We start from the raw sequence: 25,846 nt of genomic DNA, 5'->3' as shown, positions 1-25,846 counted from the left end.
CTTATCGGAACACCCCCAGGCACAGCAGCACGGGCAGCATGAAGGGCGCGACCCCGGCGGCGAGTGGCAGGAGCTCGTAGCCGCTCCGGTGGCCGCGCAGGACGACGGTGACGGGCACTCCGTAGCCGATGACCACCGCGGAGAGCGCGCCGAACACGATGACGCCGCCCGGGTCGGAGCCGGCGGAATCGGCGATCGCTCCGCCGAGCCAGAAGGCGATGAGCGGAAGGGCCGTCAGCAGCGGCAGCAGCAGAAGCGCGAGCACGGCGTCCTTGGCGTTGGACGGGCCGATGCGTACCGGGGTGTCGGTCATGGCAGGAGTCTGTCCGAGGGGGCGCCGCCCGCACATGAGTACGGCTACTCATCCGTATCGCGAGGGTTCAGGGCGCGTCGTTGGCACTCTGGTTGACTGAGTGCTAACACCGGCCTATGGTCGTCCTTGGCACTCCCCACTGGGGGAGTGCTAACGCGAAGACGCGTGTCTGACCCCCGCGACGGCAGGCTCGCAAGTTCGCCCCTACCCGTTAGAAAACCCCGTAATCTCCGAAGGGGAGCTCGGACGTGACCACCAGCAGCAAGGTTGCCATCAAGCCGCTTGAGGACCGCATCGTGGTCCAGCCGCTCGACGCCGAGACCACCACGGCCTCCGGCCTGGTTATCCCGGACACCGCCAAGGAGAAGCCCCAGGAGGGCGTCGTCCTGGCCGTCGGCCCGGGCCGCTTTGAGGACGGCCAGCGTCTGCCGCTCGATGTCGCCGTCGGTGACATCGTCCTGTACTCGAAGTACGGCGGCACCGAGGTGAAGTACCAGGGCGAGGAGTACCTGGTGCTCTCCGCCCGCGACGTCCTCGCGATCATCGAGAAGTAAGACGTCCCGACCCGCCCCGGATCCGTGTCCTTCGTGACAGTGGCCCGGGGCGCGGTTGTTGGTTCACGTTGTTCGGCGGCCGGTGGGTCGGCCGCAGCCCCGAGGGAATAGGGAACATGGCGAAGATCCTGCAGTTCGACGAGGACGCCCGCCGCTCGCTGGAGCGCGGTGTCAACAAGCTGGCCGACACCGTCAAGGTGACCATCGGCCCCAAGGGCCGCAACGTCGTCATCGACAAGAAGTTCGGCGCCCCGACCATCACCAACGACGGTGTCACCATCGCCCGCGAGGTCGAGCTGGACGACCCGTACGAGAACCTTGGCGCGCAGCTCGTCAAGGAGGTCGCCACCAAGACCAACGACGTCGCGGGTGACGGCACCACCACCGCCACCGTGCTGGCCCAGGCCCTGGTCAACGAGGGTCTGCGCAACGTCGCCGCCGGTGCCGGCCCGGCCGCCCTGAAGAAGGGCATCGACAAGGCCGTCGCCGCCGTCTCCGAGCACCTGCTCTCGGTGGCCCGCGAGATCGAGGGCAAGGACGACGTCGCCGCCGTCGCGTCCCTCTCCGCCCAGGACACCCAGGTCGGCGAGCTGATCGCCGAGGCGATCGACAAGGTCGGCAAGGACGGTGTCATCACCGTCGAGGAGTCGAACACCTTCGGCGTGGAGCTGGACTTCACCGAGGGCATGCAGTTCGACAAGGGCTACCTGTCGCCGTACTTCGTCACCGACGCGGAGCGGCAGGAGGCGGTCCTGGAGGACCCGTACATCCTGATCAACCAGGGCAAGATCTCCTCCATCCAGGAGCTGCTGCCGCTGCTGGAGAAGATCCTGCAGGGCGGTGCCTCCAAGCCGCTGCTGATCATCGCCGAGGACGTCGACGGCGAAGCGCTGTCGACCCTGGTCGTGAACAAGATCCGCGGCACCTTCAACGCCGTCGCCGTCAAGGCCCCGGGCTTCGGCGACCGCCGCAAGGCGATCCTCGGCGACCTGGCCGTCCTGACCGGTGGCCAGGTCATCTCCGAGGAGGTCGGCCTCAAGCTCGACCAGGTCGGCCTGGACGTGCTGGGCACCGCCCGCCGCGTGACCATCACCAAGGACGAGACCACGATCGTCGACGGTGCCGGTGACGCCGAGGCCGTGGCCGGCCGCGTCGCGCAGATCAAGGGCGAGATCGCCGCGACCGACTCCGACTGGGACCGCGAGAAGCTGCAGGAGCGCCTGGCCAAGCTGGCCGGCGGCGTCTGCGTCATCAAGGTCGGCGCCGCCACCGAGGTGGAGCTGAAGGAGCGCAAGCACCGTCTCGAGGACGCCATCTCGGCGACCCGCGCCGCGGTCGAGGAGGGCATCGTCGCCGGTGGTGGCGCCTCCCTGGTCCACGCCGCCAAGGTGCTGAACGACGGCCTGGGCCTGTCGGGTGACGAGGCCACCGGTGTCGCCGTGGTCCGCAAGGCGCTGCACGAGCCGCTGCGCTGGATCGCCCAGAACGCCGGCCTGGAGGGCTACGTCATCACCTCCAAGGTCTCCGAGCTGGAGATCGGCCAGGGCTACAACGCCGCCACCGGCGAGTACGGCGACCTGGTGAAGGCCGGCGTCATCGACCCGGTCAAGGTCACCCGCTCCGCCCTGGAGAACGCCGCCTCGATCGCCTCCCTGCTGCTCACCACCGAGACCCTCGTGGTGGAGAAGAAGGAGGAGGAGGCCGAGAGCGGTCACGGCCACTCGCACGGTCACGGCCACTCGCACTGAGGCCCGGCGCGATAGCCGCAGCTCCTGACCGGAGGCCCGGTCCGCTCCCTCGGGGAGGCGGGCCGGGCCTCCGGCATTGCCGGGCGGATGCGCCCGGCAGTCGTTCTTCAGGCTTCAACTATCAGTGGAATTTTGCAGAACGCAAAGATTGCCTTATAACTGAGGCATGATCGAGGCCCGCCATCTGCGCGTCCTGCGTGCCGTCGCCCGCACCGGCTCCTTCTCCGCCGCCGCCCGCGAGCTGGGGTGTACGCAGCCTGCCGTCAGCCAGCAGATGAAGGCCCTGGAGAAGTCGGTCGACACCCCACTGGTGGTGCGTTCGGGCCGCGGCATGCAGCTCAGCGAGGCCGGGCGGGTCCTGCTCAAGCATGCCACCGGGATCCTGGCCGGGCTCTCCGCCGCCGAGGAGGAGGTGGCCGCGATCGCCGGGCTGCGGGCCGGGCGGGTGCGGCTGGTGTCCTTCCCGACCGCGAGTTCCACCCTGGTGCCGCCCGGCGTCGCCCGGCTGCGGGACAGCCATCCGGGGGTGCGCGTGTCGCTGGTCGAGGCGGAGCCGCCGGAATCGCTGGCGATGCTGCGCGGCGGGGAGTGCGAGATCGCGCTGGCCTTCCGCTACCCGCAGTCCGACGGCGTCGTCGCGCCGCCGGTCGCCGCGCACGGCACCCCGCGCGAGGCGCGGGCCGAGGCGAACCTGGAGGCGCAGCAGCTGTCGGCCGGCACCGACTGGTCCGACCTGGTGGTCACCCCGCTGCTGGACGATCCGCTGGTGGGCCTGCTGCCCGCCGCCCATCCGCTGGCCGGGCGGGGCGGGCCGGTGGAGCTGGCCGAGCTGGCGGGGGAGCAGTGGATCGCCGGCTGCCCGCAGTGCCGGGGGCACCTGGTGGAGCTGTGCGCCGGGGCGGGCTTCGAGCCCCGGATCGACTTCGCGACCGACGACTACCCGGCGGTGGTCGGCCTGGTGGCGGCCGGGCTGGGGGTGGCGGTGCTGCCCCGGCTGGCGCTGCAGTCGGTGCGTCCTGACGGCGTGTCGACGGTGCCGGTGCGGACGGCCTCCGGGGTGCCGGCGGTGCGCCAGGTGGTGGCGCTGACCCTGCCGGACCTGGCCGAGGTGCCGGCCGTCGCGCTGATGCTGGAGCGCCTGGCGGGCGCGGCCGCCGACCGCTGACGGTCGGGGACGGGGCTCCTGCCTGTTGGGTGGCGGCTGCGAGCAGCCTGAGGCGCCGCGAAGAAACGTTTCTTCACGGCGTGTCGTGGATGTGGGTCTAGCGCTGCGCGACCGCCGGCGGGGTCAGCGGAACCTCTACCAGGCGGTGCCGCGAGCGGCCCAGCATCTCCTCGCGCTCGTCCTCCGTCATCCCGCCCCAGACGCCGTACGGTTCGCGGACCGCCAGGGCGTGCGCGGCACACTCGGCGATCACGGGACAGCGCATGCAGACCTCCTTGGCGCTGGCCTCGCGCGAACTGCGCGCCGCCCCGCGCTCGCCCTCGGGGTGGAAGAAGAGCGAGCTGTCCACGCCACGGCAGGCTGCCGAGAGCTGCCAGTCCCAGAGGTCCGCGTTGGGACCGGGGAGGCGGGAGAAATCTGCCATGGCTCATTCCCTTCGGAAGCGGTCGGCCGTCGGCCGGGCGTGCTCGGCGGGCTGCTGCCGAGCGGTGCCCGGCGGGGCGTCCCGCACTGGTATGGACACCTGGAAATATGACTTAAGGCAACTCCATGGACAAGTCACCCACACACTGGCACAACAGTCAATGACCATACGAAAGCTATAAAAACGGGCAATGTGGGCAAGGGCTTCCGGCGGGCGCGGGTGCGGCAATCGGGTGGCCGACGGGCGCGCGACACGCCGCACCGGTGTGCGGGTCGTACGCCGACCGCGCGCGAGCTGCGCAAAAGTGCGGCGTGTGCACCGCGATGCGGCTGATCGGTAATGGGTTGGCCACGTACAGTGGTGGGGATGGCCCGAAGGCCGTAACTCATTCGAGTGACGGTCGTTGGAAGTGCGGAGGCGGTTAGCGGGCGCCGGACGTCGGGAACGATCGCGGGCAAGTCGGGGCGATCAGGACGAAGTCTGTCGCCGATCGGCCGTGTCGGAGAGGTTCGTACCAGCCAGGAGGCTCAACGTGACGCGGATCAGCTGCGGAGGACGACGGTCATGACTTCCGTTCTCGTTTGCGACGATTCCCCGCTCGCCCGCGAGGCGCTTCGCCGCGCCGTCGCGACCGTACCCGGTGTGGACCGGGTCACCACCGCGACGAACGGGGAGGAGGTCCTTCGCCGCTGGGTGGCCGACCGGTCCGATCTCGTCCTGATGGACGTCCGGATGCCCGGCCTCGGCGGGGTCGAGACGGTCCGGCGGCTGCTGTCCGCCGACCCGGGCGCCCGGATCATCATGCTCACCGTCGCCGAGGACCTCGACGGTGTCGCCCTGGCGGTGGCCGCGGGTGCTCGCGGGTACCTGCACAAGGACGCCTCGCGCGCCGAGCTGCGGGCCACCGTCACCCAGGCCCTCGCTGACCCGACCTGGCGGCTCGCCCCGCGCCGGCTGCGCAGCCCCGACATGGGCGCGGCGCCGACCTTGACGGCGCGTGAGATCCAGGTGCTGGAGGGCATGAGCCACGGGCGCAGCAACGCCGAGATCGGCCGCGAGCTGTTCCTGTCCGAGGACACCGTCAAGACCCACGCCCGACGGCTGTTCAAGAAGCTCGGGGCCTCGGACCGCGCGCACGCGGTGGCGCTGGGCTTCCGCTGGGGCCTGGTCCGCTGACCACCGGCGGCGCCGCCGGCCCAGGCGCGCCGTCATCGATTCCGGAGCGGGAGCCGCACGGGCGTGTGACGTTACGGTCCCGAGGTTGCACCATGGAGGAGTGGAGCACCTCGGGGACCAGCGGACAGGCACTGCGGCGAACCACGCAACCGCAGGACACTCGGCGGACGGCGCGACGGGCGGGACCACTCACGGCGGCGGGGCGGGAGGCGGCACGGTGCAGGAGGGGCCGGTGATGCGCGGCACGCCGCGCGGTGCCGCAGCGCATAACGTTCCGGTGCACAACTCCGGACGCGGTGCCGCGTTTTCCCGATCGACCAGGCACCATGGACCGATGCGCGACGACGTCGCCGGTGCGGCCGGCCAGGCGGACCCGGGTGAGGCCCAGCCCTCCGGCCCGGGCCACGATCCGTCGTACGCCGACTCCGGTGGCCCCGGTGCCGGGGCCGGACCGGGCCGCCCGCCGGTGCTCGGGACGGGCGGCTCGCCGCTGGTGGGCGAACTGGTCGCGGCCGCCGTCCGCGGCGAGGGCCCGGCCATCGACGCCCTGCTCGCCTACGTCCACCCCCTCGCGCTGCGCTACTGTCGCGCCAAGCTGGTCCGGCTGCCCGGCGGGGCCCGGCACCACGTGGACGACGTGGCCCAGGAGGTCTGCGTCGCGGTGCTGTGCGCGCTGCCCCGGTACAAGGACCAGGGGCGGCCGTTCGAGGCCTTCGTCTACGGGATCGCCGCGCACAAGATCGCCGATCTGCAGCGGGCCGCGATGCGCGGGCCCGGTTCGACGGTCGTGCCGCAGGACGACCTGCCGGAGGTGCCGGACGAGGCGCTCGGCCCGGAGGAGCAGGCGCTGCTCAGCAGCGACGCGGCCTGGGCCAAGGAGCTGCTCTCCAACCTGCCGGCCCGTCAGCGTGAGCTGGTGCTGCTGCGGGTGGCCGCCGGGCTGTCGGCGGAGGAGACCGGTGAGGTGCTCGGGATGTCGCCCGGCGCCGTCCGGGTGGCCCAGCACCGGGCGCTCAGCCGGCTGCGGGCGCTCGCCGAGGAATCGTCCTGAGCCCTAGACCGCGCGGAATGAGCGACGGGGGCGGGTTGTTGTCAAGGGCACACGAGGGCACATTCGCGGTGCCAGTACCATGGGGTATCGGCGCCTGGGCAGGTTGCCAAAGTTTCGCGGGTGCACACGGGGTTCCCTTGGAGGTTCCTCCGAACCCACCCGGCTTTCGGCGGTCTGCGCGAGTGAGCGATGAACACGCCCCCTCCCTCAGGGCGTGAGCGGATTAGGCCGGCCACGGAAGGTACCCCCCAAATGTCTTACAACGCCGCAGGCGTACCCGAGAAGTTCGCCATGCTCGGGCTCACGTTCGATGACGTCCTGCTGCTGCCCGGGGCCTCCGAGGTGCTGCCGAACCAGGTCGACACCTCCTCGCGGGTCTCCCGGAACGTCCGCGTCAACATCCCGCTGCTGTCCGCGGCGATGGACAAGGTCACCGAGTCGCGGATGGCCATCGCGATGGCCCGCCAGGGCGGCGTCGGCGTGCTGCACCGCAACCTGTCGGTCGAGGACCAGGCCAACCAGGTCGACCTGGTGAAGCGCTCCGAGTCCGGCATGGTCACCGACCCGATCACGGTCGGCCCGGACACCACGCTGGCCGAGGCCGACGCGCTGTGCGCCAAGTTCCGCATCTCCGGGGTGCCGATCGCCGACCAGTCCGGCAAGCTGCTGGGCATCGTCACCAACCGTGACATGGCCTTCGAGTCGGACCGCAGCCGCCAGGTCCGCGAGATCATGACCCCGATGCCGCTGATCACCGGCAAGGTCGGCATCTCCGGCGTGGACGCGATGGCGCTGCTGCGCCGCCACAAGATCGAGAAGCTCCCGCTGGTCGACGACGAGGGCCGGATCAAGGGCCTGATCACCGTCAAGGACTTCGTCAAGGCCGAGCAGTACCCGAACGCCGCCAAGGACGCCGAGGGCCGTCTGTTGGTCGGTGCCGCGGTCGGCGCCAGCGCCGAGGCCTTCGACCGGGCCCAGGCCCTGGTCGAGGCGGGCGTGGACTTCCTGGTCGTCGACACCTCGCACGGCCACAGCCACAACGCGCTGGCCTGGATCGCCAAGATCAAGTCGGCCGTCAAGGTCGACGTGGTCGGCGGCAACGTCGCCACCCGTGACGGCGCCCAGGCGCTGATCGACGCCGGCGTGGACGGCGTCAAGGTCGGCGTCGGCCCCGGCTCCATCTGCACCACCCGCGTGGTCGCCGGCATCGGTGTCCCGCAGATCACCGCCATCTACGAGGCCGCCCAGGCCTGTCAGGCGGCCGGCGTGCCGGTCATCGGCGACGGCGGCCTGCAGTACTCGGGCGACATCGGCAAGGCGCTGGCCGCCGGTGCCGACACCGTGATGCTGGGCTCGCTGCTGGCCGGCTGCGAGGAGTCCCCCGGCGAGCTGCTGTTCATCAACGGCAAGCAGTTCAAGTCCTACCGCGGCATGGGCTCGCTGGGCGCCATGCAGTCCCGCGGCCAGGGCCGCTCCTACTCCAAGGACCGCTACTTCCAGGCCGAGGTGGCCTCGGACGACAAGCTCGTCCCCGAGGGCATCGAGGGCCAGGTGCAGTACCGCGGCCCGCTGTCGGCCGTGCTGCACCAGCTGGTCGGCGGCCTGCGCCAGACCATGGGCTACGTCGGCGCGGGCACCATCGCCGAGATGGAGAGCAAGGGCCGCTTCGTCCGGATCACCTCGGCGGGCCTCAAGGAGAGCCACCCGCACGACATCCAGATGACCGTCGAGGCGCCGAACTACTCGAGCCGCTGAACGGCCTGACCGGCTGAGGGATCCGGCCTGAACCACCGAGGGGCCCGCCGTCGTACCGCGACGGCGGGCCCCTCGGCGTGTCCGAGCCGCGGGCCCCTCGGGGCGCCCGCGCCGGTGCCGAAGGGGCGCGCCGGTGCCGAAGGGGTGGGCCCCTCCTCCCGTCGGCGGGCGAGGAGGGCGAGCGAGGAGGCCCCGAGGAGCGAGGGGCATCGGAGTGGCGACCGTCGGCACCGGGTCGGAGCGGTCAGGAGGCGAGCGCGCGAGTCGCAGCTGGTACGGGATACTGGGGGCGGCCGGGGTGACCCGGCGGGCATGAGCAACAAACCAGAAGGGCTCGAAGTGACTGAGATCGAGATCGGGCGAGGCAAGCGCGGCCGCCGGGCGTACGCCTTCGACGACATCGCCGTCGTCCCCAGCCGCCGTACGCGTGACCCGAAGGAGGTCTCGATCGCCTGGCAGATCGATGCCTACCGCTTCGAGCTGCCGTTCCTGGCCGCCCCGATGGACAGCGTGGTCTCGCCCGAGCAGGCCATCAAGATCGGCCGCCTGGGCGGTCTGGGCGTGCTGAACCTGGAAGGCCTCTGGACCCGCTACGAGGACCCGCGCCCGCTGCTGGACGAGATCGCCTCGATCACCGACGAGTCCATCGCGACCCGCCGCCTGCAGGAGATCTACTCCGCGCCGATCCGCGCCGAGCTGATCAAGCAGCGGATCCAGGAGGTCCGTGACTCCGGCGTGGTCACCGCCGCCGCGCTCTCGCCGCAGCGTACCGCCGAGTTCTCCAAGGCCGTCGTGGACGCCGGTGTCGACGTCTTCGTCATCCGCGGCACCACCGTCTCGGCCGAGCACGTCTCCAGCGCCGCCGAGCCGCTCAACCTCAAGCAGTTCATCTACGAGCTGGACGTCCCGGTGATCGTCGGCGGCTGCGCCACGTACACCGCCGCGCTGCACCTGATGCGGACCGGCGCGGCCGGCGTGCTGGTCGGCTTCGGCGGCGGCGCCGCCCACACCACCCGCAACGTGCTCGGCATCCAGGTGCCGATGGCCACCGCCGTCGCCGACGTGGCGGCCGCGCGCCGCGACTACATGGACGAGTCCGGCGGCCGCTACGTGCACGTGATCGCGGACGGCGGCGTCGGCTACAGCGGCGACATCCCGAAGGCGGTCGCCTGCGGCGCCGACGCGGTGATGATCGGTGCCGCACTGGCCCGCGCCACCGACGCCCCGGGCAAGGGCTTCCACTGGGGCATGGAGGCCGTCCACGAGGAGCTGCCGCGGGGCAAGCGGGTGGACCTCGGCACGGTCGGCACCACCGAGGAGATCCTCACCGGTCCGTCGCACACCCCGGACGGAACCATGAACCTGTTCGGTGCGCTGCGCCGCGCGATGGCCACCACGGGCTACACGGAGCTGAAGGAGTTCCAGCGGGTCGAGGTGACCGTCAACCCGGCGCTCGACCACCGCTGAGCAGTATCCTGACGCGGTGTCGAAGGTCCCTGTCCGGTTCGCCGGGCGGGGGCCTTCCGGGTTTTCCGGGGGTTGGGGGGCGGACGCGGGGCGCGCGGCCTTCGCCCTGCGTGCCCGAGGGTCAGCCGCGGTTGGCGGTGCGGCGGGTGAGGAGGAAGCCGCCGATGAGGGCGATGGCGTAGAAGGCGAGGTCGAGGGGGCGCAGGTTGGCGTGCCAGGAGCTGAGGGTGTCGCGCAGGAGGCCGTGCGCGCCGGGGCTGTCGGTTCGCACGATGCGGAGCTGCTCGGTGAGTTGGCCGAGCAGCAGGGCGCCGGCCGACAGCAGGGCGCCGAGGACCGGGAGCAAGCGGTTCCGGCCGCCGAGGAAGCCGAGCGGGAGGGCGATCAGGCCGGCCTGGGCGATGGCCAGCCAGCCGAGGCTGTCGGCGGCCCGCAGCGGGGCGCAGCCGTACGCCAGGCCGCCGAGCAGGGCGGCGAGCAGGGCGAGGGTGAGGGCGAGGGCGGTGCGGCGGCGTGGGGCGGTCCCGGGGGTGGCGGGGGAGACGGGGTCGTAGCCGGTGACCGGGATGCCGGGCATGCCGGGGGCGACGTACCCGTCGGGGGTGTCGAGGACGGGCGCGACCGAGTAGTGCTGGGCGGTGCGCGGCCGGATCGATGGGCCGTCAGCGCCTGGTGCGGGTGCGGTCATGGGCGTCGAGTCCCCCCGGAAAAGACGATGAGCTGCCGAACGGTAGCAGCGGTTCGGACGGATCTTGGCGAGTTTTCGATCACAGATCGGGCACGGAGCGCCGCACCCGTTCCGGTTCGTCCCGGCTTGGGACGGGGGGTGGGTGGTCGAGGGCCCTCCGGACAGGGGATGATGGAGGCTTGGGCGTTCGGGCCCGGGCCGGGCCGACGCGCCGTCACCACGACCGCCAGCAGCACATGGGGGAACGTTCCGAATGACCCAGGCGCAGGGTTCCACCGGCCGCCTCCTGGCCGGCCGCTACCGGCTGAACGGCGTGCTCGGGCGCGGCGGCATGGGCACCGTCTGGCGCGCCGAGGACGAGATGCTGGGCCGGACCGTCGCGGTCAAGGAACTGCGGATGAACGCCAGCGTCGACGAGGAGGAGAAGCACCGGCTGATCGTCCGGACGCTGCGCGAGGCCAAGGCGACCGCGCGGATCCGGCACAACTCGGCGGTGACCGTCTTCGACGTCGTCGACGAGGACGACCGGCCGTGGATCGTCATGGAGCTGGTCGAGTCCCGCTCGCTGGCCGACGTGGTCCGGGAGGACGGGCCGCTGACGCCCGGCCGGGCGGCGGAGATCGCGCTGGACGTGCTGGGCGTGCTCATCGCGGCGCACGCGCTGGGCATCCTGCACCGGGACGTCAAGCCGTCCAACGTGCTGATCGGCGAGGACGGCCGGGTCGTGCTCACCGACTTCGGGATCGCCAGCGTGGAGGGCGACGCCTCGGTCACCTCCACCGGCATGCTGGTCGGCGCGCCCTCGTACATATCCCCGGAGCGGGCGCGCGGGCAGAAGCCCGGGCCGCCGGCCGACCTGTGGTCGCTGGGCGGCACGCTGTACGCGATGATCGAGGGCCGGCCGCCGTACGACCGCGGCTCGGCGCTGGCCACCCTGACCGCGGTGATGACCGAGGAGCTGGTCCCGCCGGTGAACGCCGGGCCGCTGCTGCCGGTGATCGAGGGGCTGCTGGAGAAGGACCCGGCGAAGCGACTCGACGCCTCGCAGACCCGCTCGATGCTCAAGCGGGTGGTCGCCGAGGCGACCGCGAGGGCCGAGTCGACCACCGAGCACGCGATGCCGGTGGAGAAGGTGGAGAAGTCGGCCGGGAAGAAGGCCGAGAAGACGGCCGCTGAGTCGGAGCCCGCCGAGGCCGGGTCCAAGACCGAGTCCAAGACCGAGTCCAAGGCCGAGGAGGCCGCCCCCAAGCGGACCGTGGGCGGGCTGCTGGGGACGGTCCGGGTGGGCAGCCGGGCCCGGGACGAGGAACCGGCGGCGGAGCCCGTCGCCGAGCCCGCCGCCGAGCCGGAGCCCGTTCCGGCGGCCGAGCCGATCCGGCCGGTGACCAGCGAGTGGACCATGGGCGCGACCCAGGCGGCCGGGGCCGACCCGCGCACGGGCCGGCGGCGGCTGGCCATCGCGACCGTGGTGGTCGTGCTGCTGCTGATCGCCGGGGTGGTCGCGGTGGTCAAGGCCGTGGGCAGCGGGGACAGCGGCGCGAAGGGCGGGAGCACCCGCAGCGCGGGCGCCACCTCGCCGACGGCGGCGACCACCGAGGCCACGCCGAGCCAGACGCCGGCGACCCCGCCCGGCGAGCCCGCGCCCACCGGGACGGCCGCCGATCCGGCCACCACGGCGGCCTCCTCGGCCGCCGCACCGCCGCCGGCCGTCGGCACCCCGGCCCAGACCCCGGTGTCCGCGCCCGCGCAGACGCCCACCCCGACGCCGACCCCGACCCAGGCCGCCCCGGGCGGGGCGGCGCCGGCCGGGTACCACGAGTACAAGGACCCGAGCGGCTTCTCGGTGTTCCTGCCGGACGGGCTGCAGCCGGCCGGGTCGGACTCCAACCGGCGGATCTTCAAGAGCGCGGACGGCAGCCAGCTGCGGATCGAGTGGAGCACCTCGCCGCACTCGAGCGCCGTCGCCGACTGGCAGGACGCCGAGCCCGACCTCCGCTCGCAGGTGAGCAACTACCAGCGGGTGAACCTGTCGGCGATCACCTACCGGCAGTGGACCAACGCGGCGGACTGGGAGTGGACCAACGGCACGCCCAAGATGCACTCGCTCAACCGTGGCTTCGTGACCGGCACTCCGGCCAAGTACGGCTACTCGATCTACTGGATCGTCCCGGACGCCCAGTGGGCCGCCCAGGCGCCGGTCCGGGACGTCGTGTTCAACAGCTTCCAGCCGGCGCCGTAGGGCCGGTCTTCGAACTCGAGCCCGCGGGAGATTCGAAGACCGGCCCTGTGGCGGGCGGGTTCAGCCGAGCAGACGCTGCTTGGCCCGGCTGAACTCCTCCTCGGTGAGCGCACCTGAGGCCCGCAGGGCGGCCAACCGCTCCAGCTGGCCGAGGAGTTGCTCACCGGCCGAGAGCTCGACGGGGGCGGCGCCGGAGGGCACCGGGACGGCGGCGGGCGCCTGCGGCGATGCGCTGCGGGCGAGCCGGGCGGCCTCGCGGATCCGCTCGGCGAAGACGTCGGCCTTGGCCACGTCCTCGAAGCGGTGCGAGCCGGTCAGCGCGACGACCGTCAGCACGTCGCCGTTGAGCTTGGTGCGGGTCACGGCGGCGTCGGTGACGGCCGTAAGCGGAACCGGGACCGGCGGTTTTCCGTCCTTGAGGAAGAGCATCCGGTGGGTGGTGAGCACCAACACCCCCTTGCGGAAGTGGTCGGGGTGGCGCCCGGCGGTGGAGGCGACCGGCTTCTCGCCGTTTATGACGGCGGCCTCGACCGTGCGGACGGCCGCGGCCTGGTTGGCTTGGCTGTTGTTGCCCGCCGCCTTGAAGGCGGTGTCGATCAGATCGGTCCAGTCCATGGGGTCGAGCGTAAAGGAGCCGCTCAGTAGGCTGCTCGATGAGCGAGAGGAACTGGCATGCGAGTCGGCCCGGGGCAGTTGCTGGCGGGGCGGTACCGGCTGACGGACCGTCCCGAACTGCTGCGCGCCTTCGCGGTGGACGAGCGGACCGGCGAGTCGGTGCTGCTGCGCGCGGTGGAGCTGCCCGCGCTGCTGACCGCCGGTCAGGACCCGGACGAGCCGAACCCGGCGCACGGGGACCGGCTGGTGCGGCGGGTGGCGGCGGTCGGCTCGGCCGCGCCGTCCTGGCACCCGCGGCTGCTGCGCGGGGTCGGGGCCTTCGTCGAGGGCGAGTTGCTGTGGACGGTGGAGGAGCGGCCGGCCGGGCAGACGCTGGCCGAACTGCTCGCCGCCGCTCCGGTACCGCCGTACCGGGCGGCCGAGCTGGCGGCGGACGTGGCCGGCGCGCTGCGGGCGCTCCACGAGGCCGGGCTCGCCCACGGCAACCTGACCGCCGAGTCGGTGCTGGTCTGCGAGGACGGCGCGGCGATGCTCGGCGGGCTGCTCGCCGGGGTGGCGCAGGAGGCGCTGGCCGAGGACCTCGGCGGGCCGGGCGGCCGGCGCCGGTACGAGGTCCGGGCCACCCTGGTCGGCCCGGTGGCCGAGCGCTGGCCGCTGGACGGCGGCCCGGCGGGTGACTGCTGGGCGCTCGGGGTGCTGGTGCAGCGGCTGGTGACCGGCCGTGCGCCGTACCCGGAGGGTGGTGTGCCGGAGCTGGTGACGGCGGTGCGGGACGGGCGGCGCGAGCCCTCGGTGGTCTGTGGTCCGCTGGCGCCGCTGGCCGAGCGGCTGCTGCAGCCCGATCCGACCCTGCGGCCGACCGCGGACGCGGCGCGGCAGGAGCTGGCGGCGCTGCTGGCGGGTGCGCCGGAGCCGGCCGACGAGGAGCGGGCGGCGCGGGCGGTGGAGCTCAAGCCGGACGCGCCGCTGGTGCCGCTGCGGCCGCGTCGGCGCGGCGCGGGCGGCCGGGGCGGGCGGCCGGAGGTCGGTGCGGAGTTCAACGGGGCACGGACCGGCGGCGGCAGAGCGCCGCGGATGGCCCCGGCCCTCCTCGGGCCGCTGCTGGTCGGGGGCGTGTTCCTGCTGCTGGTGCTGGGAATAGCCGCCGTGGTGCTGTTCGCAGGCTGACGGCCCCGGTGTGCACCGGCTCCTCGGTCCGGTGGGCGGGCGTGATTACCGGGGTGGGCAGGGTGCGCCTAATGTGTGCGTGGGATTTGTTCGAACAGCGGTCTGCACCAGGCGATCCGCCGCGGTGACGGCAGGTGGAAGTCGAGAGGGGGAGCGGTCGCCGATGGGCGTGCAGGACCGGCCGGAGGCGGCCGAAGCGGAGCGGCTGTTGGCCGGGCGGTACGAGCTCGGTGACCGGCTCGGCCGGGGCGGGATGGGCACGGTCTGGCGGGCCTGGGACCGGATGCTGGACCGCGAGGTCGCGGTCAAGGAACTGACCGTCAACCACCTCCCCGAGGAGGACCTGCAGATCCTGCACGCGCGGATGAAGCGCGAGGCCAGCGCCGCCGCCCGGATCAAGCATCCCGGCGTGATCACCGTGCACGACGTGCTGGAGCAGGACGGCCGGCCGTGGATCGTGATGGAGCTGGTCGACGGCCGCTCGCTGGCCGACGTGATCAGCCAGGACGGCACCCTCCAGCCGCGCGCCGCCGCCGAGGTCGGCAGCCAGGTGCTCGCCGCGCTGCACCGCGGCCACCAGCTCGGTGTGCTGCACCGGGACGTCAAGCCGGCCAACGTGCTGCTGGAGCGCGGCACCGGGCGGGTGGTGCTGCTGGACTTCGGCATCGCGACCTACGAGGGCTCGACCGAGCTGACCCGGCCGGGCGACCTGGTCGGCTCGCCGGACTACCTGGCCCCCGAGCGCGCCCAGGGCGAGCGGCCCGGGCCGGCCTCCGACCTGTGGGGCCTCGGGGCGACGCTGTACGCGGCGGTCGAGGGCCAGTCGCCGTTCCGCCGGGACTCGCCGATCACCACGCTGGCCGCGGTGGTCGACGAGCCGCTGCCGGAGTCGCGCCGGGCCGGGCCGCTGGGGCCGGTGCTGGCCGCCCTGATGGCCAAGGACCCGGCCGACCGGCCGAGCGCGGACGAGGCGGCCCGGATGCTGGCCGAGGTGCAGGCCGGGCACACCATGGGCCTGAAGTCGGTCGCGTCGGTCCGTACGCCCACCCAGTCGGTGCCGGTGGTGGACCGCAGCGAGGTGCCGGAGGGGACCGCGAAGTCCCCGCTGGAGGACTCGGAGGAGCGGACCGAGCCGCGTCCGGTCGCGCCCGCGACCGCCGTCACCTCCGCCGTTCCGGTCGTTGCCGCGGACACCGCCGGGGGCGTGCCAGCCGCACCGCAGGCGCACACCGCCGGGGGCGTGCCAGCCGCACCGCAGGCGCACACCGCCGTCAGCGCGCCGGTCGCGCACACCGTCGCGCCCGCGCGGGGCCCGGCCAAGCGCCGCAGCCGGATGAAGCTGGTCGCCATCGCGGTGGCCGTCGGGGTGCTGGCGGCCGCGGGGACCTTCTTCGCCACCCGGCACGTGGCCGGCGCCCCGGACGCCGACACCACCCCGACCGGGCAGCCGGGCACGGCCGAGCCGTCCGACCCGGAGCCGACCGGCAGCGCGACCCCGGGGGCGCCGGCGCCCTCCGGCTACCGCTGGGTTGACGACCCAGCCGGCTTCCGCTTCCCGCTGCCGACCGCGAACCCGGCCTGGCAGCGCATCCTCGGGACCGACAACAACCAGATCTTCTACAGCCCCGACGGCAAGGTGCACTACCTGCAGTTCGCGGTCACCGTCGGCCAGTCGGTCAAGCCGCTGGAGCACATGCGGGAGATGGAGGCCAGCGTCTCCAAGGCGCAGAAGGACTACAAGCAGCATCGGATGGCGAGCACCGCGGTGAACGGTCACGAGGCGGCCGTCTGGGAGTTCAGCTACGCGGCCAAGGAAGGCGGCCGCCGGCGCGCGATCGAGACCGAGTTCCTCGACGAGGACGGCACCGCGTACGCGATCTACTCGTCCAGCCCGGACAGGGGCAATGACTGGACCGAGGCCTTCCAGCGTTTCACCACGGTGCTCAACGGTTTCACCCCGACCCGCTGAGCGGAGGGCCGTACGGGTGGAGCGCCCCGCTTTCGCCCGACTGCGGCAGATTTTTGTTACCGACGGGTACCGAACCGGCCCCCGAAGGCCTAGGCTGCGCCGTATGTCGGACCTCACAGCAGATGCAGCGGCCACCGAACACCCCGACGCCGGTTCCGCGAGCGGCAACCCGGCAGCTCCCGGTGGTGGCCGGACCGTCGCGGCCGCCGTCCCGCCGTCCCTGGTGGCCCGGCTGGCCGCCGGGGTCACCGCGACCGGCGAGCCGAGTGTGGTGGAGACCGTCGCCCCGCTGACCGGTGAGCGGCTGGCCGGCCTGCCGCAGTCCACCCCGGCCGACGTCGAGGTCGCCTTCCAGCTGGCCCGCCGCGCCCAGCCCGCCTGGGCCGCGCTGCCGGTGCGCCGCCGCGCCGCCGTCCTGCTGCGCTTCCACGACCTGCTGCTCAAGCGGCAGGACGAGGTGCTGGACCTGATCCAGGCCGAGACCGGCAAGGCCCGGCTGCACGCCTTCGAGGAGGTGCTGGCCGTCGCCATGGCCGCCCGGCACTACGGGCGCGGCGCCCAGGGCTACCTGCGCGACCGCCGCCGCGGCGGGGCGCTGCCGGTGCTCACCCACACCGTCGAGGCCCGCCGTCCCAAGGGCGTGGTCGGCCACATCTCGCCGTGGAACTACCCGCTGGAGCTGTGCATCGGCGACCTGCTGCCCGCCTTCGCGGCCGGCAACGCGGTGGTCAACAAGCCCGACACCCAGACCGCGCTGACCGGGTTGTGGGCCCGTGAGCTGCTGATCGAGGCCGGGCTGCCGGCCGACCTGTGGCAGGTGGTGATCGGCGACGGCCCGGTGATCGGCCCGGCCGTGGTGGAGCACGCCGACTACGTCTCCTTCACCGGCTCCACCCGCACCGGCCGTGAGGTCGCCCAGCGCGCCGCCGCCCGGCTGGTCGGCGCCTCGCTCGAACTCGGCGGCAAGAACGCCATGTTGGTGCTCTCCGACGCCGACCTCGACGCGGCTGCCGCGGGCGCGGTACGGGCCTGCTTCTCCTCGGCCGGACAGCTGTGCATCTCGATCGAGCGGCTGCTGGTGCACCGCTCGGTGGCCGACGAGTTCCTGGAGCGTTTCGTCGCCCGCACCCGGGCGCTGCGCCTGGGCGGCGGCCTCGCGTACGGCGCCGACATGGGCTCGCTGGTCTCGGTCCGCCAACTGGACACCACCATCCGGCACGTGGAGGAGGCGGTCAAGGCGGGCGCCACCGTGCTGGCCGGCGGCCGGGCCCGGCCCGACCTCGGCCCGTACTTCTACGAGCCGACGATCCTCGCCGGGGTGACCCCGGAGATGTCGGTCTGCGGTGAGGAGACCTTCGGCCCGGTCGTCGCGGTCTACCGCTTCGACACCGAGGAGGAGGCGGTCGCGGCCGCCAACTCCACGCCGTACGGCCTGAACTCCAGCGTCTGGACGAGGGACCTGCGGCGCGGCCGGGCGGTCGCGGCCCGGCTGCGCACCGGGACGGTCAACGTCAACGAGGCCTACGCGGCCGCGTACGGCTCGGTCGCCGCGCCGATGGGCGGCATGGGCGACTCCGGGCTCGGCCGGCGCCACGGTGCGGAGGGCATCCTGCGCTTCACCGAGGCGCAGACCATCTCGACCCAGCGGGTCATGCCGCTGGCGCCGTCGTTCGGCCTGGACGACGAGCAGTTCGCGGCCGTGATGACCGGCGGGCTGCGGGTGCTCAAGGCGCTGCGGTTCAAGTAGCCCGGGGCGCAAGTGGCCGCGGGCTCAGGCGGCCCCCAACCGGCTTTTTTCAAGCAGGTTCAACCCTCGAAGGAGCAGTGGCAGATGGTGGAGTCCGGCGGTGCGGCCGAGTTCGACTACGACGTGGTCGTGGTCGGCTCCGGCTTCGGCGGTTCGGTCGCGGCGCTGCGGCTGACCGAGAAGGGCTACCGGGTCGCCGTCCTGGAGGCCGGGCGGCGCTTCGAGCGGGACGAACTGCCCCGGAACTCCTGGGACCTGCCGAACTACCTGTGGGCGCCGCAGCTCGGGTTGTACGGCATCCAGCGGATCCACCTGCTGGCCAATGTGCTGATCCTGGCCGGCGCCGGGGTCGGCGGCGGCTCGCTGAACTACGCCAACACCCTGTACGTGCCGCCGAAGGCCTTCTTCGAGGACCGCCAGTGGCGCCACATCACCGACTGGCAGCAGGAGTTGGCGCCTTTCTACGACCAGGCGCAGCGGATGCTCGGGGTGCGGCTCAACCCGACCGTCACCCCCTCGGACGTCCACCTCAAGGCGGCCGCCGAGCGGATGGGTGTCGGCGACACCTTCCACATGGCGCCGGTCGGGGTCTACTTCGGCGACGGCAAGGACACCGACGGCACGGCCAAGGCGGCGCCCGGCGAGGAGATCGCCGACCCGTACTTCGGCGGCGCCGGCCCGGCCCGCAAGGCCTGCGTGGAGTGCGGCGAGTGCATGACCGGCTGCCGCCACGGCGCCAAGAACATGCTCACCGAGAACTACCTGTACCTGGCGGAGCGGGGCGGCGCCGAGATCCACCCGCTCACGACGGTGGCCCGGATCCGCGAGCACGGCGATGCCCATGGGAACCGTGGCTATGCGGTGGACGTGCGGCGCACCGACTCCCGGTCGAAGACCGACCGGGTGAAGGCGGGCGCGCGGACCATCACCGCCGCCCGGGTGGTCGTCGCGGCCGGCACCTACGGCACCCAGTCGCTGCTGCACCGGATGCGCGACTCGGGCCACCTGCCCCGGATCTCCGCCCGGCTCGGCGAGCTGACCCGCACCAACTCCGAGGCGCTGGTGGGCGCGCAGACCACCGACCGGCGCTACGGCAGCAAGGCGGACTTCACCAAGGGCGTCGCGATCACCTCCTCGATCCACCCGGACGCCAACACCCACATCGAGCCGGTCCGCTACGGCAAGGGCTCCAACGCGATGGGCGCGCTGTCCATCGCCCAGGTCAAGGGCGGCGGGAAGACCCCGCGCTGGCTGCGCTACCTGGGCAACTCGGCGCTCCACCCGGTGACCTTCGCCCGCTCGATGAACCAGCGCGGCTGGTCCGAGAAGACGATCATCGGTCTGGTGATGCAGTCGCTGGACAACTCGATCACCGTCTCGCTGAAGAAGGGCCCGCTCGGCAAGCCCCGGCTCACCTCCAGCCAGGGCCACGGCACCCCCAACCCGACCTGGATCCCGGCCGCCGAGCAGGGCGCCCAGGCGCTGGCAGACGAGATCAACGGCTTCCCGGGCAGCACCGTCGGCGAGATCTTCGACATCCCGATGACCGCGCACTTCCTCGGCGGATGCCCGATCGGCGACACCCCCGAGACCGGCGTGGTCGACCCGTACCACCGGCTGTACGGGTACCCCGGGATCAGCGTGGTGGACGGCGCGGCCGTTTCCGCCAACCTCGGCGTCAATCCCTCGCTCACCATCACCGCGCAGGCCGAGCGCGCCATGTCGATGTGGCCCAACAAGGACGAGGAGGACCCGCGTCCGGCCCCGGGCGAGGCCTACCGCCCGGTCGCCGCGGTCGCGCCGGTGCGACCGGCCGTACCGGAGGGCGCGTTCGGCGCGTTGCGGCTGCCGCTGCTGCCCGTCCCGGAGGTCCCGAAGAAGCGTGACTAGGACCGCGGCGCGGCCCCGGTCCGACCAGGCCGGGGCCAACCCGCCCGGTGGCTTTCGCGGTTGACAGCCGTTCAGGTCCGATGGGATAAACGGGCTCCCTGGGGGACCAGGAACTCGTCGAGCGGGGGGAAAGCGGCCCATGGCCAACTGCGCATCGTGCGGCGCGACTTCGATGGAGGGAGCGCCCGCCTGCGGCTCGTGCGGCCGGCCGCTGGCACCCCCGCCGCCGACCGCCGTCGCCCCGCCCGCCGTACCGCCGACCGCCCCCGGGCACGGGCAGCCGCCCACCGCGCCGCCCGGCTACTACCCACCGCCCGGCCAGGGCGCCGGGTACCCGCCGGTCGGCGGCCCGCCCGCGATGGGCGGTTGGGGCGCCGGGCAGCCGTACTACCCGAAGACCGCCCAGTCGCCCGTGCTGCGCTGGCTGACCGGTTCGAACTGGCGTCCCGCGCTGGTGGCGGCCATCGGGCCGACCGTCGTCCTGCTGGTGGCGGCGCTGATCGCCGCCGTCCCGGGCGACTACGACTACGACGGCGCCTACGCCGCGCCCGATTTCGGCGACCGCTTCGGCGCGGCGCTGGCGATGGCCCTGAACGCGCTGGGCGCACCGTTCCGGATCGGCGAGAGCACGGGCTCGTCGGGTCGTTCCCTTCAGGAGGGCATGGAGTTCACCTTCCGGGTCCTGCCGCTGACCGTCACCGTGTTCTGGGCGCTGGCGCTCTGGCTCGGCCTGCGGGCCGGGCTGCGCCGGCGCAAGGCCGACGGCACCCAGCTGACCCGGGCCCAGGCCGCCGGTGAGGCACTGCGCAGCGCCGTGGTGCTGGCCGCCGTCACCCTGCTGCTCGGTCTGATCGCGGGCACCGACTGGAACCCGGGGCGCCCCGGCGGCTACTCCGGCTTCCCGGACTACTCCGACTCCGGCAGCCGAAGCCGCGGGATGGGCATCACCGCGGACAGCACCTGGCTGGAGGCGGTCGGCTGGACCGCCCTGCTGGCCTTCCTGCTGGCCTTCGCCGTCTACGGCACCGACGCACTGCGTTGGGCCGCCTGGCGCAGCCGGTCGGTGCGCGGCTGGGCGGTGGCCGCGCTGACGGCCGGCCAGGCGCTGGCGCTGTCGGTGGCCCTGTCATCGGTGGCGGCCTTCGTGCTGGTCGCGGTGAACGCCGAGAACGGTGCGATGACCGCGGTCTCACTGGCGTTCCTGCCCAACCTCGGTCTCCAGTTGCTCGGCTTCGGCTCGGGGGCGACCTTCTCGGCGCACGTCAGGATGACCAGCGGCGACACGACGTGGGGCAACCGCAGCAGCGGGGTGGAGCTCTCCTTCTTCGATCTGCACGACGTGCCCGCCGACTGGCGCTGGTGCGGCCTGGCGGCAGTGGTCGCGGCCCTCCTGCTCGGCTGGGTGGCGCACCGGCGGCAGCTGGACGCGGCCGACCGGCTGCGCCTGGCGGCCGTGTACACGGTGGTGCTGACCCTGCTGATGACGGTGGCCGGCGCGCTGCTGACCAGGACGGTGTCGATGGCGGGCTGGACCTCCTCCGTCCACTCGGAGATGTCCGAGGAGAACTCGGTCGGCCTGGTGTTCCTCAGCGTGCTGGTGGCCAACGCGGTCTGGGCGGTGGTCGGGGCGGTGCTGGTGCCGGCGGCGATGGCGGCGCTCGGTGGCCGGGGTGCCGCGGCTCCGTACGGGGCGGTGCCGCCCGGCGCGGCGCCGTACGGGCCGTACGGGGCGGTGCCCCCGCAGGTGCCGTACCCGACCGGTCCGGCGTACGGCGTTCCGCCGCAGGGCGTGCCCCCGCAGGGCGTGCCCCCGGTCGGCGTGCCGCCGCAGGGCGCCGCACCGTACTCCGCGCCGCAGGGCGGGCCGCAGGACGCGCCGGCGGAGGTGCTCGGGGCCGGGGTGAGCGAGGTGGTCGGCTCGCACGAGGCGCCGGCCGCCCCCACCGCCGGGACGCCGCTGCCCGCCGACGCGTCGCGGCCGCCCGAGGAGCCGGTCGACCCGAGCGTCTGGCGCGACCACCCCTGAGGCGGACCGGAAACCCCGGGAGCGGCCGAAACGGCCGGAAAGCGCCGTAGGGAGCCGGAAAGGGCAAAGGGCCCCGTGGGGAACGGGGCCCTTTGTCGCTCAGCACCGGCGTCAGGGCTGCGCCGGTGCTGGAGGTGACGGCGCCGGGGGAGGGGCGCCGTCGTGTCGGTTGGCTTCGGGTCGCGTCCTCGCGGCTCCGGCTTGGGGGCCGGCGGAGCGGGGCGCGCGCGCCCGTGCGACGGCGGGTCGGCGCGCAGGTTTGCGCCGGGCCCCCGCTCACGGAGCGTGAAGTGAAAACCGCTGTCGCCATTCCATGCGGCGACGGCGGAGACATCGGTCCGGACCTCCGCGATGAGCCTGTCGGCCGCCGGGAGAACCGTTCACACCGAGCATCGTGCTGGACGAAGGGCTTGCTCTGCAACCGATTCGGCACAGTTCGGCACAGTCCATTTACGGCAGACACCGTGCTGAATGATCACGGTGCGTAGTGGTCGAAGTGGTTGCGACGCACGGGGACGCGCGTAGCAGCGCGGGGCGATGAGGGGTGTGCGCCCGGAGTGAACCGTCGGTGCGACGGCCGGTCCCGGGCGTCCCCGGAGGCCGACCGTCCCACCTCTCGGCCCAGTCGCGGCCGGGGTCGCTGTCCCCTGCTGGCCGGCCACGGCACCCGCGCACGGTCCCACGGAGCCGCGCTCCCCGGCCGGCCGGGGTGGCGGCGCCACATGCGCCGGTGGACTGGGGGTGAAGCTCCACGCGTGGTCCTGCAGCCCGTACGGCGGTGTCCCCGGTCGGGGGCGGAGCCGGCGCGTCTGGCGGACGCGGCGCGGCCGTACGGTCGTCAGAAGCAACGAAGCGAGGGCCCGCCCGGTCACGGTCCTTTGGACGGGCAGACGAGTGAAACCGGACAGCCCGGTAGAATCGGTGTTCAGACACCCACACCCGTCCGCCGCCGCAGCCCCCGTCGGGGAGGCGGTTCAGCGCGACACCTCGATACCGCTGCCGGAAGGCCGTCTGTGTCCTCTGCAATTCCCGTCCAGTCCGCACCGGACAACGACACCGTCCTGGTGGTCGACTTCGGTGCCCAGTACGCCCAGCTCATCGCCCGTCGGGTGCGTGAGGCGCGGGTCTACAGCGAGATCGTGCCGAGCAGCATGCCGGTCGCCGAGATGCTCGCCAAGAACCCGAAGGCGATCATCCTCTCCGGTGGCCCGTCGTCGGTCTACGAAGAGGGCGCGCCGCAGATCGACCGCGCGATCTTCGAGGCCGGGGTCCCGGTCTTCGGCATGTGCTACGGCTTCCAGCTGATGGCCGTGACCCTCGGCGGCACCGTCGACAACACCGGCGCCCGCGAGTACGGCCGCACCCCGCTGACCGTCTCCCGCGTCGGCTCCACCCTGTTCGAGGGCGTCCCGGCGCAGCACTCGGTGTGGATGTCGCACGGCGACGCCTGCTCCGCCGCCCCGGAGGGCTTCACCGTCACCGCCTCCACCGACGTGGTCCCGGTCGCGGCCTTCGAGAACGACGAGGCCCGCCTGTACGGCGTCCAGTACCACCCCGAGGTGCTGCACTCCGACCACGGTCAGCAGATCCTGGAGCACTTCCTCTACCGCGGCGCCGGCATCGCCCCGACCTGGACCACCGGCAGCGTGGTCGAGGAGCAGATCGCCCTGATCCGCGAGCAGGTCGGCGACAAGCGCGCGATCTGCGGCCTGTCCGGCGGTGTGGACTCCGCGGTCGCGGCCGCCCTGGTCAACAAGGCCATCGGCGACCGGCTGACCTGCGTCTACGTCGACCACGGCCTGATGCGCAAGGGCGAGACCGAGCAGGTCGAGAAGGACTTCGTGGCCGCCACCGGTGTCCAGCTGAAGGTCGTCGACGCCTCCGAGCGCTTCCTGAACGCGCTGAAGGGGGTCACCGACCCCGAGGAGAAGCGCAAGATCATCGGTCGTGAGTTCATCCGGGTCTTCGAGCAGGCCCAGGCCGAGATCATCGCCGAGGCCGGCGAGCACGGCGAGTCGGTCGACTTCCTGGTCCAGGGCACCCTGTACCCGGACGTGGTGGAGTCCGGCGGCGGCACCGGCACCGCCAACATCAAGTCCCACCACAACGTCGGCGGCCTGCCCGAGGACCTGCAGTTCCAGCTGGTCGAGCCGCTGCGCAAGCTGTTCAAGGACGAGGTCCGGATGGTCGGCCAGGAGCTCGGCCTGCCGGAGGAGATCGTCCAGCGCCAGCCGTTCCCGGGCCCGGGTCTGGGCATCCGGATCGTCGGCGAGGTCACCAGGGAGCGTCTGGACCTGCTCCGCGACGCCGACGCGATCGCCCGCGAGGAGCTGACCGCGGCCGGTCTGGACCGCGAGATCTGGCAGTGCCCGGTCGTGCTGCTCGCCGACGTCCGCAGCGTGGGCGTGCAGGGCGACGGCCGCACCTACGGTCACCCGATCGTGCTGCGTCCGGTCTCGTCCGAGGACGCGATGACCGCCGACTGGTCGCGCCTGCCCTACGACGTGCTGGCCCGGATCTCCACCCGGATCACCAACGAGGTCCGCGACGTGAACCGCGTCGTCGTCGACGTCACCAGCAAGCCGCCGGGCACCATCGAGTGGGAGTAGCACTCCCGCGCCGCTGAGCCGGTGCTGAACGGTCGCGCCGTCGTTCCCGCATGGGGGAGCGGCGGCGCGGCCGTTTGCTCCCCGGGGTGGGACGTCTTGTTCCTCCCGGGGGACGTCCCACCGAAAGCGTGCAGGAGCGGGCAGAATGCGACCGGACCTGTCAGGGAGTGGCAGGCCGCGAAGGAAGGTGTGAGGGATGTCGGAGGCCAGCAACTCCGTGGCGGTCGACGGGGGCGCGTCCGGCCGGGCCGACCGGGCGGCCCAGCTGCGGGCGCTCGCGTCCAGGTACGCGCTGCTGCCGCTGCGGATCCTCCTCGGCACCACCTTCGTCTACGCCGCCCTGGACAAGCTCTCCGACTCCCACTTCCTGGCCGGCGCGGGCGATCCGGCCTCGTTCGTCTCGCAGACCCAGGCGGCCAAGGCCGCCGGCAGCCCGATCTCCTTCCTGCTCGGCCCGGCCCTCGACGCGCCCACCCTGTTCGCCCTCGTGGTCGCCTTCGGCGAGCTGGCGGTCGGCCTCGGCACCCTGCTCGGCCTCTGGGGGCGGGTCGCGGCGCTGGGCGGCGCGCTGATCAACCTGAGCCTCTGGCTCACCGTCAGCTGGAGCGTCTCGCCGTACTACCTCGGCAACGACCTCGCCTACCTGATGTCCTGGACCCCGCTGCTGCTGGCCGGCACGCCGTACCTGTCGGTGGACGGCTACCTGGCCGGCCGGGCCGTGCGGGACCGGGCGCGCGGGCTGGCCGAGGGCCACGTCAAGCGCCGGGCGCTGGTGGACGGCGGGATCGCGGCGGTCGCGATCGGCGGCGCCGGGCTGCTGACCGGCTCGCTGACCCGAACCTTCGGCCGGAACAAGCAGGCCGCCCCCAAGCAGTCGGCGGCCCCGGCCCCCGCCGCGACGGCGTCCGCCGCGACGGCGTCCGCCCCCTCGGTGGCCGCGGCGAGCGTGCCGGTCGGCGGCTCCGTGCAGGTCAAGGACCCGGCCAGCGGGGACGCCGTCTACATCGTCCAGCCCAAGGCCGGGCAGTACTGCGCCTTCTCCTCGGTGTGCACCCACTCCGGCTGCGCGGTGGACGCCCCGAAGAACGGCCAGCTCTACTGCCCCTGCCACGGCTCCCGGTTCGACGCCGCGACCGGCGCGGTGGTCAACGGGCCGGCGGTCAAGCCGCTGCCCAAGTACACCGTCAGCAAGGACGGGGACAAGCTGACCCTGGGCCCGCTGCAGAGCTGAGCGCTCCCGCGG

Annotated in this window: 19 protein-coding genes and 1 pseudogene; 16 read left to right on the top strand and 4 right to left on the bottom strand. The window is 73.1% G+C overall.

Going from position 1 to position 25,846, the window contains the following annotated elements:
• Position 1: 1 nt before the first annotated feature.
• On the bottom strand, positions 2-313 hold the full coding sequence (locus tag ACWC9T_RS02065; protein ID WP_449819134.1) for a hypothetical protein: 312 nt from the start codon (positions 311-313) through the stop codon (positions 2-4).
• 248 nt (positions 314-561) lie between these two features.
• On the opposite strand from ACWC9T_RS02065, the gene groES reads away from it, so the two are divergent.
• From groES to ACWC9T_RS02050, 3 genes are all read left to right on the top strand, one after another.
• On the top strand, positions 562-867 hold the full coding sequence (groES, locus tag ACWC9T_RS02060; protein ID WP_014136232.1) for a co-chaperone GroES: 306 nt from the start codon (positions 562-564) through the stop codon (positions 865-867).
• 116 nt (positions 868-983) lie between these two features.
• Positions 984-2,615, top strand: coding sequence for a chaperonin GroEL (groL, locus tag ACWC9T_RS02055; protein WP_449819133.1), 1,632 nt, complete (start codon positions 984-986; stop codon positions 2,613-2,615).
• A gap of 166 nt (positions 2,616-2,781) precedes the next feature.
• Positions 2,782-3,780, top strand: coding sequence for a LysR family transcriptional regulator (locus ACWC9T_RS02050; RefSeq protein ID WP_449819132.1), 999 nt, complete (start codon positions 2,782-2,784; stop codon positions 3,778-3,780).
• Positions 3,781-3,877: 97 nt separating this feature from the next.
• Here ACWC9T_RS02050 and ACWC9T_RS02045 read toward each other — a convergent pair whose 3' ends face one another.
• A complete protein-coding gene (locus tag ACWC9T_RS02045; protein WP_350519940.1) occupies positions 3,878-4,204 on the bottom strand; it encodes a WhiB family transcriptional regulator in 327 nt (108 codons plus the stop codon).
• Between the two features lie 564 nt (positions 4,205-4,768).
• Here ACWC9T_RS02045 and ACWC9T_RS02040 point away from each other — a divergent pair.
• The 4 genes from ACWC9T_RS02040 to ACWC9T_RS02025 all read left to right on the top strand — a co-directional run bounded on the left by ACWC9T_RS02040 (position 4,769) and on the right by ACWC9T_RS02025 (position 9,653).
• Complete coding sequence (locus tag ACWC9T_RS02040; RefSeq protein ID WP_014136228.1) at positions 4,769-5,380, top strand: response regulator transcription factor; 612 nt, start codon at positions 4,769-4,771, stop codon at positions 5,378-5,380.
• A 334-nt stretch (positions 5,381-5,714) separates the two neighbouring features.
• Complete coding sequence (shbA, locus tag ACWC9T_RS02035; protein ID WP_449819131.1) at positions 5,715-6,431, top strand: RNA polymerase sigma factor ShbA; 717 nt, start codon at positions 5,715-5,717, stop codon at positions 6,429-6,431.
• Between the two features lie 252 nt (positions 6,432-6,683).
• Entirely contained in the window at positions 6,684-8,186 is a 1,503-nt protein-coding gene (guaB, locus tag ACWC9T_RS02030; RefSeq protein WP_449819130.1) for an IMP dehydrogenase, read from the top strand.
• 339 nt (positions 8,187-8,525) lie between these two features.
• Complete coding sequence (locus tag ACWC9T_RS02025; RefSeq protein WP_449819129.1) at positions 8,526-9,653, top strand: GuaB3 family IMP dehydrogenase-related protein; 1,128 nt, start codon at positions 8,526-8,528, stop codon at positions 9,651-9,653.
• 121 nt (positions 9,654-9,774) lie between these two features.
• On the opposite strand, the gene ACWC9T_RS02020 is transcribed toward ACWC9T_RS02025, so the two are convergent.
• Entirely contained in the window at positions 9,775-10,341 is a 567-nt protein-coding gene (locus ACWC9T_RS02020) for a hypothetical protein (protein WP_449819128.1), read from the bottom strand.
• Positions 10,342-10,594: 253 nt separating this feature from the next.
• On the opposite strand from ACWC9T_RS02020, the gene ACWC9T_RS02015 reads away from it, so the two are divergent.
• Entirely contained in the window at positions 10,595-12,580 is a 1,986-nt protein-coding gene (locus ACWC9T_RS02015) for a serine/threonine-protein kinase (RefSeq protein ID WP_449819127.1), read from the top strand.
• A gap of 60 nt (positions 12,581-12,640) precedes the next feature.
• Here the strand turns inward: ACWC9T_RS02015 and ACWC9T_RS02010 are convergent, their stop codons facing one another.
• Positions 12,641-13,195: an SHOCT domain-containing protein gene (locus tag ACWC9T_RS02010; protein ID WP_449819126.1), complete on the bottom strand. Its 555-nt coding sequence runs from the start codon at positions 13,193-13,195 to the stop codon at positions 12,641-12,643.
• Between the two features lie 57 nt (positions 13,196-13,252).
• Here ACWC9T_RS02010 and ACWC9T_RS02005 point away from each other — a divergent pair, with 57 nt between their 5' ends.
• From ACWC9T_RS02005 to ACWC9T_RS01970, 8 genes and pseudogenes are all read left to right on the top strand, one after another.
• Positions 13,253-14,362, top strand: a complete 1,110-nt coding sequence (locus ACWC9T_RS02005; protein ID WP_449819125.1) for a protein kinase domain-containing protein — start codon at positions 13,253-13,255, stop codon at positions 14,360-14,362.
• 163 nt (positions 14,363-14,525) lie between these two features.
• Positions 14,526-16,331 (top strand): protein kinase domain-containing protein, encoded by a 1,806-nt coding sequence (locus ACWC9T_RS02000; RefSeq protein WP_449819124.1) that lies wholly within the window; start codon positions 14,526-14,528, stop codon positions 16,329-16,331.
• Positions 16,332-16,434: 103 nt separating this feature from the next.
• On the top strand, positions 16,435-18,078 hold the full coding sequence (locus ACWC9T_RS01995; protein WP_449819123.1) for a succinic semialdehyde dehydrogenase: 1,644 nt from the start codon (positions 16,435-16,437) through the stop codon (positions 18,076-18,078).
• An 84-nt stretch (positions 18,079-18,162) separates the two neighbouring features.
• Positions 18,163-19,968: a GMC oxidoreductase gene (locus ACWC9T_RS01990; RefSeq protein ID WP_449819122.1), complete on the top strand. Its 1,806-nt coding sequence runs from the start codon at positions 18,163-18,165 to the stop codon at positions 19,966-19,968.
• A 139-nt stretch (positions 19,969-20,107) separates the two neighbouring features.
• Positions 20,108-21,994 carry a hypothetical protein gene (locus tag ACWC9T_RS01985; protein WP_449819121.1) on the top strand — a complete coding sequence of 629 codons (1,887 nt, stop codon included), beginning with the start codon at positions 20,108-20,110 and terminating at the stop codon, positions 21,992-21,994.
• Between the two features lie 1,013 nt (positions 21,995-23,007).
• Positions 23,008-24,603: a glutamine-hydrolyzing GMP synthase gene (gene guaA / locus ACWC9T_RS01980; RefSeq protein WP_449819120.1), complete on the top strand. Its 1,596-nt coding sequence runs from the start codon at positions 23,008-23,010 to the stop codon at positions 24,601-24,603.
• Between the two features lie 196 nt (positions 24,604-24,799).
• Positions 24,800-25,333, top strand: a pseudogene (locus ACWC9T_RS01975) (DoxX family membrane protein); the annotation flags it as partial.
• Positions 25,322-25,834, top strand: coding sequence for a QcrA and Rieske domain-containing protein (locus tag ACWC9T_RS01970; RefSeq protein ID WP_449819193.1), 513 nt, complete (start codon positions 25,322-25,324; stop codon positions 25,832-25,834). The pseudogene ACWC9T_RS01975 and the gene ACWC9T_RS01970, both read left to right, overlap by 12 nt.
• Positions 25,835-25,846: the final 12 nt, after the last annotated feature.

Source organism: Kitasatospora sp. NPDC001159 (assembly GCF_053598235.1).
This window is presented reverse-complemented; position numbering and strand designations above follow the sequence as displayed.